Below are 12,253 nucleotides of genomic sequence, written 5' to 3'. Positions count from 1 at the left end.
CATGGTCAAAAAGTCCCGTCTGCCGGAAACCCTCAATATCTGCCTGACATCCCATCGCTTTCCGATTCTCAGTCGTGCGACCGATCATGGTTTTTTGTGGCCAATTGCCAAGGGTCTGGCTCGCGAAGGACACAAGGTCACAGTTCTGGCGGCCAGCTCTGCCATGAAAAAGCCGGAAGTGCTTCGCGATGGTGTGAAAGTTCATTATCTGTTCGAGGGCGAAAAGAATCTGTCCCATTTAAGCTTTCAAATGGCGGTTCGCCAGAAGTTCGCACAACTTCATAAGGAAGATCCATTTCACATTCTTCACAGCATCGACAAGTCCGGTTACCGCGTCGGGACTCGCAAAAAAAATTTCAAAGTGGCGATGGCTTACGATGTCGAAGCTACTCAGATGTCCCAGCTTTTTGCCATTCTGGCGATGAAGCAGGAAACCCTGGGCAGCATGCTGACCACCGGAATCGCGACAGCCTATAAGTTTTTGACCACCTACTATGGTGGCGACCGTCAGTTGCTTTCGACCGCCGACGGGATTTTCGTCACCAATCCCCAACAAAGAATCATTCTGGAGAGATATTATCTTTATCCGGATTTCCACACCTACACGGTGCCTTACGGGATCGAACTGGGCGACTTGAATCCGAAAGAAAAATCCCTGGAGCTGAGAAAAAAACTGGGCATTCCTGAAAACGCCCATGTCGCTGTTTCCATCACCGACATGACCGAAGTTCAAGAGGTCATTCCGTTGTTGCGGGCTTTCGAAAAGGTCGCCATCAAAAAACCAGGCAGTTACCTTTTACTTGTCGGCAATGGGCCGAAATTTAAAGAAATCGAGTATCAAGTGCTGAACCTGGCCCTGGGCAACCGCGTGATCATGACCGGCGCGGTTCCAACGGGGGAACTGGAAGATTACATTGTTTTAGGTGATGTCTTCGTCAATATGGGCTCTCGTACAACCGGGTTTGAGCCCTCCACCTTAGAAGCTATGGCTCAGAAAAAGGTCGTTTTAGGTTCGGAAGTGTCCCCAATTGCCAATATCATCGAAGATGGCCGCGACGGGTTCCTTCTCAGACCTGCCGACGTCGACTCTATGAGTAATTTGCTGGTTGAGATCTTTTCCGGGACGATGCCCGCCGAAGAAATCGGCGAAAGAGCCCGCCAGAAGGTTGTTGACCTGTTTGACACCCAGAAAATGGTCCAGTCGGTCCTTGATGCTTATCGTAAAATCCTGCTCAATACGGGCTTGTATAAGAAGCATTGAGTTAAATCATTGAAAAGTGGTAGTCAGCCCCCGGCTCTTCTGTATAATCGAGAGTGTTATCAATACTTTAAGTAGGTCAGTTGAGATCTTGGAAGTTCTGAAGGACGCGAGAACATGACAAAAGCGGATTTGATTAATTTGATCTCTGAAAAAGCGGGTATCACCCGTGTAAAAGCAGAAACCGTTGTGAACACCATTTTTGATTCTATGGTTGAAGCTTTGATGCGCGATGACCGTATCGAAATCCGTGGTTTTGGTTCCTTTGTGAACCGTCAGTATGGTGCCTATAAGGGGCGTAATCCCCGCACAGGTGAAATCATCAATGTTGATGAAAAGAAATTGCCGTTCTTCAAAGTCGGCAAAGAGTTGAAAGAGGATATCAACGGCGGCCCGGACGACGGCAAAGAATAAAAAAAGGGAGCTTCAAAGCTCCCTTTTTAATTTCTGCGAATGAAGCAGCTTACTTACAAGTCGTATAATTCACTTGATAGAAGTACTCAGAGTCCACAAACGTCGTCACGCAAGTATAAGTCTTGCCATCGTAAACACGAACAGTGGTTTGCACAGCCAGATCAGCCCCGGCGACGCTCACAAATTTATGACCTTCGATCGCGGCGATTCCTTCATCAAAACCCAAAACTTCATAAACGCTTTCGTTGGTCATCGTGTAGATCTCTTTCATTTTCCCGGCAAATGCAGGAGCAGAAACAAACACCAAAGCAGCAATCAAAAGACCTTTCATATTGGAACCTCCGTTAGAATTTAAAAAGAGGCCCCTTTCTAACGGAGGCCCCGCAAATAAAACAGTCAAGATTCCCTTTTTGTCTTTTTTTCACCCGCCAGAGCACATGCTCGTCTCGGCTTTTCCGTCCGAACATCGACGATTTATCGGAGGCCCTACTTCTCCTCTAGGCAGAACGCAAGACTCGCATCCTTGCTGCATAGAGACTTTTTAATGATCGTAATCTCTTCGACTTTCTTTTTAAGACGTTCGTTTTCCTCTTTCAAAGAGGCGATCTCACGCTTTTGTGTCGAAAGCTCACTGCGAATTTCCCGGGAATCCCCCAGCCATTTCGCATGAAGATCCTTGAGCGCCTCAATCAGGGGCGCCACCAGATTCTGATAGGCTACGGATTTGTAACCACTGGCATCCGTTTCAACAACCTCGGGGAAGACCTTTTCCACTTCCTGAGCAATCAAACCCATCTGTTTGCTTTGATCTTTCTCTTCGTCTTTCCAGTAATAAGTCACACCCCGCAGGTTCAGAATGTCATTCAAAGCTCCGTCAATATCGACGATGTCTTTTTTAAAGCGAAGGTCTGAGGATTGAGTCAAGGTTCCAGCCAAGGTCGCATTTCCGGTTGTGTACAAACTGAAATAACAAACACCAATGGCAAAACACATGGCGTTCGCTCCTAGAGGAGCCGCCGTGGACGAGGACAGCCACTTCCACTGCTGACCACCCGCGGCCGTGTTGGCATTGACGATCGATGTGTATTGCGCGTTGGAAGAAACATGCAGATGACCTATGGGATTGTTGGTGCCAATCCCCAGATAGCCGGAACTGGTCAAACGCATTTTTTCTGACATCGCCGAGCCGCTTTGTTTGTAAGCAAAGCGAAGACTGTCCTGAATGTCATCACCAAAATAAAGCGTCGTATCGCCATCATTTATTGTGGCGGAATCTTCATCGCGATCCCACAAAGTCAAACCACCGAGATCATTTCCAGCACCATAGACAGCAATTCCCAACCCCGTCATATCAGTTCCACCCACGTACAAATCAGCAACGGTGAATTTGCTGATCGGAGTTGTCATATTCACCCCGACATTTCCCGTAGCAGCAACCGTCATTCGAGGAATATCACTGGTCACCAAGTGCACTGGATGAGCACTGCCGGTCCCCACCCCAAAGTTCGCTACCGGATTTGTTGTATAACTTCGAAGCATGACTGAATCCGCCTTGGGAATCGTGCCTCCCCCCCAGTTGCCGGTCACTCCGGTCCCATAACTGATCAATTGCACACCACTGCCATCAGTTTCCAAATCCACCGCCGCCATGGCATTATCACTCGTGCTGGAGTTTTTAATTAGCAGTGCTGTATCAGACGCCTGATCCTTTTGAATATGGAGGTGCTTGTTTGGAACAGAAACACCGATCCCGACCATCCCGTCCGAGGTCACACGAAGCTTTTCCGTCGAAGAGCCTCCGGTCATCGTGACAATACTTAAAGCGCCGTTAATCGTGCTTGGAGTGGCACTATCCCAGACAGTTTCTGTATAAGTACGTACACCCGCGGCCTCGGCAAAGCTCGCTCCGTTATAAGCTCGCGATTGGATAGAGCCCACCAAGCTTCCCGCCGGCATCACAGCCGGGGCGGCGGCAGTACCATAAGATCTGTTCATGATGAGAGCCGGAGTGTTGGTGGTTGAATACGTGAAAATACCAAGATCATCGTTGGCATCCCCGACACCATCATTGACCAAAGTCAAACCCGAAGCGGGAGCCGTTGTGCCAACTCCCAGGCGTCCTGTTGTTGTCAAGGCCATGCGAGCGGTTCCACCTGTTACAAACTGCAGATTTTGTGCATCGGTCGTTCCAATATTGGCAGTCGCTCCGAAGGCGTTGCCGCCCTGTTTGAAGTACGTGCTGTCATATCCACCCGCAGGAAGATCTGCCGCCGCAATAGTTCTAAACGTCGGAGCTCCACTGGCACCCGATGGTGCGGCAAAGAAAGTCTTTGCTGACTGCGACCCAAAGTTCACTTTAGCCGAAGCAATCGAACCGGAGATATTGGATTCCGTAATGGAGATGTTCTGACACGTGAATGAATCTGTCAGCGAAGACCAGGTCAAAGTTTTATCCGCTGCACAGGATGAACCAGGGAAGATCGTATTTCCCGGAGTCACAGTCGAGCGAATGTCAGCAAGACTCAAGAAATTTGGTACATACTGAGTGCCATCATAGCGAAGCAACTGTCCTGCGGCTGTGGGTGCCGTGGCTGAAATCGCTTTTCCACGCAGCTTCACCACATCGGGATTGGGATAGGTCCCGTCCAGATCACCACCTGCAGTTCCCGCAGGAGCAACACCGGCAATGGTCACCTCTGTGACCGCCGTCAAACGACCTTGTGCATCCACCGCAAGCTGCGGAACTTTTGTCGCCGTCCCGTAAGTTCCCGCCACAACGGAGGTGTTAGCTAAATTCAACGTGACTGCTCCGGAAGAGCCGCCCCCTGAAAGACCGGTGCCCGGATTGACTGAGGTGATCGTCCCACCCGTTCCCGTGGCACTGATCGTAATACCACCGGGACCGTTATTAATACTGACACCACTGCCGGCACTTATCAGCGCCGCTTGCGGAACATCCCCTGTTTTACCAATCAGAATTTGCCCGTCTGTCAAGGCCGGGGCTTCAACAATTTTCCCGGCGTTGGAAATCATAATCCGGTTGTTATTAAGTGCCGTCCCACTGCCGGTACCTCCCTGAGCAACCGGCAGTACCCCGGTGATGCCACTGGCTTTACCAGCAATATCCCCAGAAATTTTGGCCCCTGAAATCGAGCCGGAAATCTGAGTTTCGGTGATTGTTAAAGTCTGACATTCAAATTTGTTGGCCGGAGTCACAAACACCACGGCCTGCCCTGCTGTACAAGCGGCCGATGGCAACACGGAGGAAGAAAGTTTATTGCCCATCGCCGTATCCAATCCGGCAATATCAGCAGATGTCAGCGTCGCTGGCACCCAGGTGCTGGAGCCGTCCAGTTTCAAAACCTGTCCCGCAGTTGGCGCCGTCGCACTCACGCTGACCCCATGGATCTTTTCGGCATTCAAAAATCGATTGTCATTGCCCGCAGCCAGGGTGCCCGCCGAGTTCCCGATGACAGCCGAGATCGTGGGAATAGAGGCCGTTCCACTTTTCACAAGGTAGGGGCCTGTCACATTCAAATCTGAAACCATTCCCGCTCCGCCGGCATCATTCTGGCAAAGGAAGTTGGTCCCATCGAACGTCAGATACTGACCCGCCATACACGAGGTCACTTCATTCTTCAGAACAAAGTCTGTCGGCAGCTTGTCACCGATTCGTGAAGACGAGTAAGCATAGTTTGCAAAGGGCACGGCCCGGATGATGTTGTTGGGGGTGATTGCCTTCCACCCGGTTCCGTCATGAAACTGAACCCGTAGAACCCGGACTTCGTCATGGGCCGGAGTGTAAGGAGTGGCAACACCGCTGCAACTGTGCGCGATGGAATTGTTAAAAACGTCACGCAGACTGTACGTGCTGGCCGTCGGAAACAGCTTGCTGCCTTCGCCGATCGCAATATCAAAGACCCCTTTGGATCCCTGCATGTTCACGCCATCACGTTGTTCACGGTAAAAGACACAAGATCCACTGGCATTTGTGATTTCAAATGCAAAGCTGACGTTGTTATATTCCAACGCCGTTCCGTCGGGTCGCAGAATACGCCCCTGATAATTCAATGTTGTCGGAGTGGCCCCTGCCAGATCTGAAAAAAGCAGGAGGATCACAGCCATATACCAAGTACGTGCCGTTATATGTGTTCTCATATAGTACTTTTCGGCGACATTCCCAGATGGCGTTAATAAAGTTTCGCAATATTAATTCGGATTTGGACGAACTGTTCCGTGGTTGTACGTCAGTTTATTCGGGAACTGTCTCGATATAAGACAGGCTCTGACAGCAGGCTTTTCAACAAAAAAACCCCGAGGATTTCCTCGGGGTTTTTTCACTTTATACTCTAAAAGAAAAGCTGGACTATTGTTTGACCAGCTTCAAAGTCATGCTGCGCTCTTCGTTGGCGTTTTTAGCAAAGTGTTCGTTGGTCGCGCACTCTGCTGGATTGGAAAGATCCGCCACAAAGTTGTTTTCAACAGTCACAGACGCTGTTGTAGAACTTGTTTGCGTCAAGGTCATCTTGTCGATGTAAGTACCACCGCAAGTGATTGTGCCTGTGCGATCTGCATTTGGGAATGTGGAGTTAAAATGATGATTTTCCATCACAGTCCCTACGTTACCGATGATGAACAATTCCCCCAGCATGAACTGGTCCTGGGCTTTTTCCATCTGGAACAACACTTTGCCGGAAACGGAATCACGGCAACCGTCAAAGGACGTGTCAGAACACGTTCCGCTAGCGAACACACCTGCATCCGAACCCGGTCCTTGATAGTCCTTATCTGATGCCAGTTCATTGTTGTTTTCCCAGAAGACTCTGTAGCGTTTTTTACAAGTCGCCGCACCCCAATCAAAGTCAGGATTGTCGCCCCCGCTGCTCAAAGCGCCCATCACGCAATAAAGCTTACAGGCATCTTCACCCATGCCCCAGCCACCACCAGTGAAATCAACTTCACTGCAAAGTGTAGTTCCAGAAACGATCGCGCCGCCGCCCGTCTTCGTCGTTTTTCCACACACCGCCGTCATCTGGCTGTTGTGATCCGGATGCATTCTGACTTTAGCTTTCGTCGCCAAGGTCCCCAGCTTGTTGGTGTTGCTGATATCCATCGACACGCCACCAGTCATCGCACCAGCCCAGCCACCCGTCGCCGTCCAGCCACCATCCAAGGTGATACCTTCTTTGTCACCACAAGCCAGGCGAGCCGCCGCGTCTTTCCAAACTGACAAGCCCGTTTTTGTTGCGCCATCTTTTGTGGCTTGCAACTGTTTCAGATAAACGGAGGTTGGAATGTCATCTGCGCCTTGTGCCCCGTTACAGCTGGTCACCGGAATCCCGTTTTGATTTAAGGACGTTTCACAAGCGCCCGTGATGCTCCAAGTCCCCGTCGGATCAGCCCAGGCAACTGCCGGAGCAACCGATGAATTTTGAGTGATGTTTGCCACGGGAACAGACACCTTCGCATCCGTGATAGACAGATCTGTTGGAAGCTGAATGGCCGTGGCTCCTTGGTTGACGGCAAGACCGGATCCACCTGTGGCCCCAGTCATCCCGGCTTCGGCGGCCGTGAATTCAAAGTCTGCTACACGCTTTCCGGATTTAACCACCATACATCCAATGGGCTGTCCGGCACCGCCCGTGATGGACAATGAGAAACTGCCATCATCCGACAGCGCGCTGTGACCTGCGGTGAAGGGTTCAACCATCATGGCGCAAATCACTGTGTAGTCAGTGGCCGCAAATGTCGTGAAGTCGCCGTTTTTCGCCATGGGCTTTTTCAAGGACTGCAAACTTACGCCGGAAAATCCACCGCTGATCACAAGGGCGGCGCTGTCCGAAGGACTGTCTGAGGAACCTCCGCCACTGCATGCAGAAATCAAAAGTGCTGTTCCAGTCACCGCAGTCACCATTCCAGCCACCACTCTTACTCGAGAGCTTTTAAATAACATTCGCTTGTCCTTTCACTCTAAATGAGTCTTTATTTAAAGATAATTTCACATTAGCTTTATTCGCTCTGAAAGACTGACAAGGAACAATAAAGAATGGGAGTCCTTTGGACTCCGAACTAGACTGAAGTTTTCAAGATATAATAAAAGTGAACTTAGTTTTGTTGAGAAAACAAACGAAGGTCTGAGATGTTCTGGACATCGGTCAAAGCCATGAAAAGACGTTCCACACCCAAAGCAATCCCACCACTGGGCGGAAGTCCAGCCTCAAGACACTGGAAAAACTCCTCGTCCAAAGCGACGGCCTCTTTACCCATCAACACTTTCTTTTCAAGATCCTCTTCAGAACGCAATCGTTGAACCATAGGATCATTCAGCTCATGAAAGGCATTGCAAAGTTCAAGGCCCTTCCAGTAGGCCTCAAAGCGATCCCCCCAGCCATCCGCTGTCAGCCTTGCCAACGCGGCCTGATAGGGAGGATATTTTTCCACGAAAATCAATTCATCCGCAGGAAGCTGGGTTTCGATTTTATCCATGAAGATCAAAAAGAAATAATCATCGATACTTTCGGCGCTGCGAACATCAACACCGCATTTTTCAGCCAGCGCCTTCAGTTCGTCTTTGGAGGTCTCTGGTTTCAGTTCAAAACCGCAGTGAATTTTAAATAGCTCGGCCACCGTAAACGAGCGCACGGTTGTGGGAGCGGAAACGCCCAGAACTTTCGCCAACACCTGCACTAGCGAAATCATGTCTTCTTTGATGAGTTTCAGGTTCGCATAAGCCCGATACCATTCCAGCATCAGGAACTCGGGCTGATGGCGTTCCGTCACTTCGCCGTTACGAAAACACGGCGCCAGCTCAAAGATTTTCTCAGCCCCCAAAGCCAGGGCCTTTTTCAAGTGCAGTTCAGGACTTGTCGGCAAAAACAATTTTTGTTTTTTAGAGCCCACTTTCAGTTCGGTTGAAAACACATCCAAACTCGGCTCCGTTCCGGGGCACACCACAAGGCTTGGAGTTTTTAATTCCACGAAACCCTGGTCGACAAAAAAAGCCCGTAGAGCTTTCAAATAAAGCCCCCACCGCATCGTCATTTCTTTGTTCCAGGACCGATTCGGCAGCACCTGGCGTTGCGGCGCCAACAAGATCAGCTCTTGCGCAGAAATCACGGCGACCAAGTCACCTTCCATCAGGTGTTCGGAATAAGGCGGTGCTTTTTCAAATTGAATTTTATGTGTCTTTGAGTCGCGGTGAAGGGTCAGCTTTAATCCACCGTCTTCCCGCTCGATTTGATAAATGCGCCCGGCGGCCCGAGCATTGTCGGGCATTGCGGGATAGGGAGACCAAATCTGGGTTAGGTATTCATTTCGATTCAAAGCCCTGCCACTTTAGCGGCAAAGGCCCTGATCGCGCAAGGAATCAAGCTGGGACAAGATCGAATCCAGGTCATTGGCGCCATAAACGACATCTTCGTTCACTACGATACGGTGCTTCACCCAAGCTCCGTCGAAAAGACCTTCACTTTGCATCTGACAGCTGGGAGTTTCCAAGGTTGCCGCCTGAGCATTGAGGTGCACAACCATCATCATGAAACCTGTTGCTAACGCTGCTAGAAGTACTCTCATAATCTTTCCCCTCCCCTTGTTGGGCTGTAAGCCGGTTCCTTATGGCACCAGCAACCTCCTTGGTTTTATATAAAGCAAATGCCTTGCCAGAACATTTTGACCCCTTTTGCCACCCTCGCCCCCAGAGTACCAACCCACGAGACTTTTCATTCCGCGCCTTGAAAGGTTGTTTTTTGCCCCCTCTTCCGCTATGGAAGTGCTTAATTCCATTTAACTATTCAAAAAAGGACTGTGGATGCTTCACCTTGAAAGAACCATGAACTCCCTGAAAGGGGCGGCCGACTGGATCAGTTTGCGTCACGTGACTGAAAAAACCACCTTCCGCACCGTGCGCGATGAAAAACCCGATCGCAATCACATCTCGTTCGATCAAGGGATCATGGTCGAGGTTCTTGTGGACGGACACTTCGGCTTTGCTGGCACCAGTGACCTCAGTGAAAACGGTATCAAGCGCGCTTTGCACAAGGCCGTTTCCATCGCCAAAGCAGCCGCCTTGCACAAGGTTCATTCTTTCAGTGCCGAACACCGCCCGATGGCTGAAGGCAAATACAGCTCTCCGGTGGTAAAACCTCTGGATTCCTTCTCGGCCAAGGAAATTTCTGACATCTTCGTTGATGCCACTCGTGCCATGAAGGTGTCTGACAAGATCGTCAGTCGTTCAGCTACGGCCATGATTGTAGAAACCCACTTCCACACTGTGACTTCCAGTGGTTCAGACTTTGAACAGCGTTTTTCCATTGTCAGCACGGACTTCTCGGCCACGGCTGGAGCCGGGGGTGAAATGCAAACCCGCTCCGACAGTGGCGGTCTGGCCCGCTGTCTGCAAATCGGTGCGGAGGTCTTTGATCGCGCTTCTATTATCGACCGCTCCAAGAAGCTGGCCGATGAAGCTGTCGAACTGCTTTCTGCTGAAAACTGCCCGGATACGTCCATGGACTTGCTGCTGGCACCAGACCAGATGACTTTGCAGGTGCATGAATCCATCGGGCACCCACTGGAATACGATCGTATCCTGGGCGATGAAAGAAACTATGCCGGCTGGAGCTTCGTAAAGCCTGAAGACTTCGGAAAACTTCAATACGGTTCCAAGCTGATGAACGTGACTTTCGATCCGACGGTGTCCGATGCCATGGCTTCTTACGCCTTTGATGATTCCGGTCACAAAGCAACCAAAGAGTTTTTGATTCACGATGGTTTGCTAGTCCGCGGCCTGGGAGGGCTTGAATCCCAATCCCGTCTGAACCTGCCGGGTGTTGCCAACTTCCGCTCATCTTCTTGGAATCGTGCGCCGATTGATCGCATGGCGAATATCAATCTGGAGCCCGGCACTTCCAAGCTGGAAGACATGATTGCTTCCGTTGAACGTGGCGTGTTCATGCAAGCTAACAAATCCTGGTCCATTGATGACTATCGCAACAAATTCCAGTTCGGCTGCGAATACGGGAAGTTGATCGAAAACGGTCAGCTGACCAAGACTGTGAAAAACCCAAACTATCGCGGCACGACTGTGAAGTTCTGGAACAGCCTGAAAGCCGTCAGCGAAGTGCGTGAGACCTTTGGATCTCCGTTCTGCGGAAAAGGTGAACCAAATCAGGTCATTCGCGTGGGTCACACCAATCCTTATTGCCTGTTCTCTAACGTTGAAGTCTTCGGAGCCTAGAGGAGTCGCCTATGAATTTTACTGAAAAAACAAAACTTGCCTTCAACGCCGTGGCGGACCATCTTCTGGGAAATCTAAAATCCAATGAGCAGGCTTTGGTGAATCTTCATGCCGAAGAATCCCTGTTCGTTCGTTTCAACGGCAACAAAGTCCGTCAGAACACCCACGTCGAGCAGCGCTCTTTAAGTCTGCAACTGCAAAAGAATAAAAAAACCGCCAACATCACTTTTTCCATCACTGGTGAAGCGGATGAAGACAAAAAACGCGCGGACTTCTGGTTGGAACAAGCCCGTCAGGAATGTGATCTTCTGCCTGAAGATCCGTATCAGGTTCCCATCACCAACAACGGCACCAGCGACAGCACTTTCAAAGGCGCGCTATTGACCGACGAAGACGTGGTCAAAGCCATCACCACGCCGGCAGCAGGAACCGACCTTGCGGGGCTTTATTGTGCAGGACCGATCATTTCTGCCAATAAAAACTCTCAAGGCCAAAGTCACTGGTTCGCGACAGAGAACTTCTTCGTGGACTATTCCCTTTACTTGGGTGAAAAGGCCGTGAAGTCCATCTATGCCGGAACCAACTGGGACCAGAAGGCCTTTGAGGAAAATCTGGCACAAGCCAAAAACCAGCTCAGTCTGATGGATCGTCCTAAAAAAGTTCTGCAGCCGGGAGCTTACCGCACGTATCTGGCTCCGGGGGCTGTGGCGGAACTGTCCACAATGTTTGCCTGGGGAGCCTTGAGTTTTAATGCCTACAAACAAGGGGCCAGCGCCCTGCAACGTCTGGCTGACAAGGAGCGCACCCTTTCACATTTGTTCAGCTTGCGTGAAAACTTCGCCATGGGGCTGACTCATCAGTACAACTCTTTGGGGGAACTGGCGCCGGAGAAACTGGATCTAATCAAAGAAGGACAACTGCAAAGCTTCCTGATCAGCAGCCGTTCAGCCAAAGAATATGGTGTCACCAGCAACGCCGGTGACACTGGTGAAGGTCCACGGGCGATGGAGATCCTTCCTGGCACACTGAAAAAGAACGAGATCCTGAAAGAACTGGGCACCGGTCTGTATCTTTCGAACCTGCACTATCTGAACTGGTCGGATCGTCTGAACGCCCGTATTACAGGAATGACCCGCTATGCCTGCTTCTGGGTGGAAAACGGGGAAATCGTGGCTCCGATCGCGGATCTGCGATTTGACGAGTCTCTTTTTGATTGTTTAGGTGCGAACCTTCTGGCTGTGACCGACTTCCAGGACATTGACCCTCAGGTTTCCACTTATGAGAGCCGCGCTTTAGGTGGCAAAAAAATTCCGGGCATGCTAATCAAGGACTTTAAATTCACTCTTTAA

Annotated in this window: 9 protein-coding genes; 4 read left to right on the top strand and 5 right to left on the bottom strand. The window is 50.5% G+C overall.

What is annotated here, in order from left to right; translation table 11 throughout:
• Position 1 precedes the first annotated feature (1 nt).
• Together ACZ5ZV_RS03965 and ACZ5ZV_RS03960 are read left to right on the top strand one after the other, a co-directional pair.
• Positions 2 to 1,261 (top strand): glycosyltransferase family 4 protein, encoded by a 1,260-nt coding sequence (locus ACZ5ZV_RS03965; protein ID WP_464120127.1) that lies wholly within the window; start codon positions 2 to 4, stop codon positions 1,259 to 1,261.
• A gap of 114 nt (positions 1,262 to 1,375) precedes the next feature.
• On the top strand, positions 1,376 to 1,672 hold the full coding sequence (locus ACZ5ZV_RS03960) for an HU family DNA-binding protein (protein WP_464120126.1): 297 nt from the start codon (positions 1,376 to 1,378) through the stop codon (positions 1,670 to 1,672).
• A gap of 49 nt (positions 1,673 to 1,721) precedes the next feature.
• Here ACZ5ZV_RS03960 and ACZ5ZV_RS03955 read toward each other — a convergent pair whose 3' ends face one another.
• From ACZ5ZV_RS03955 to ACZ5ZV_RS03935, 5 genes are all read right to left on the bottom strand, one after another.
• Complete coding sequence (locus ACZ5ZV_RS03955) at positions 1,722 to 2,003, bottom strand: hypothetical protein (RefSeq protein ID WP_464120125.1); 282 nt, start codon at positions 2,001 to 2,003, stop codon at positions 1,722 to 1,724.
• A gap of 155 nt (positions 2,004 to 2,158) precedes the next feature.
• Positions 2,159 to 5,830, bottom strand: coding sequence for a tail fiber domain-containing protein (locus tag ACZ5ZV_RS03950; protein WP_464120124.1), 3,672 nt, complete (start codon positions 5,828 to 5,830; stop codon positions 2,159 to 2,161).
• Positions 5,831 to 6,038: 208 nt separating this feature from the next.
• Positions 6,039 to 7,625 (bottom strand): hypothetical protein, encoded by a 1,587-nt coding sequence (locus ACZ5ZV_RS03945; protein WP_464120123.1) that lies wholly within the window; start codon positions 7,623 to 7,625, stop codon positions 6,039 to 6,041.
• Positions 7,626 to 7,777: 152 nt separating this feature from the next.
• Entirely contained in the window at positions 7,778 to 8,995 is a 1,218-nt protein-coding gene (epmA, locus tag ACZ5ZV_RS03940) for an EF-P lysine aminoacylase EpmA (protein WP_464120122.1), read from the bottom strand.
• A 12-nt stretch (positions 8,996 to 9,007) separates the two neighbouring features.
• Positions 9,008 to 9,244, bottom strand: coding sequence for a hypothetical protein (locus ACZ5ZV_RS03935; RefSeq protein WP_464120121.1), 237 nt, complete (start codon positions 9,242 to 9,244; stop codon positions 9,008 to 9,010).
• Positions 9,245 to 9,500: 256 nt separating this feature from the next.
• On the opposite strand from ACZ5ZV_RS03935, the gene ACZ5ZV_RS03930 reads away from it, so the two are divergent.
• Positions 9,501 to 10,904: a TldD/PmbA family protein gene (locus ACZ5ZV_RS03930; RefSeq protein WP_464120120.1), complete on the top strand. Its 1,404-nt coding sequence runs from the start codon at positions 9,501 to 9,503 to the stop codon at positions 10,902 to 10,904.
• Between the two features lie 11 nt (positions 10,905 to 10,915).
• Positions 10,916 to 12,253 carry a TldD/PmbA family protein gene (locus tag ACZ5ZV_RS03925; RefSeq protein ID WP_464120119.1) on the top strand — a complete coding sequence of 446 codons (1,338 nt, stop codon included), beginning with the start codon at positions 10,916 to 10,918 and terminating at the stop codon, positions 12,251 to 12,253.

Source organism: Bdellovibrio sp. HAGR004 (assembly GCF_055397015.1).
Note: the sequence above shows the minus strand (reverse complement) of the source record. Positions and strands in the feature narration are given on the sequence as shown.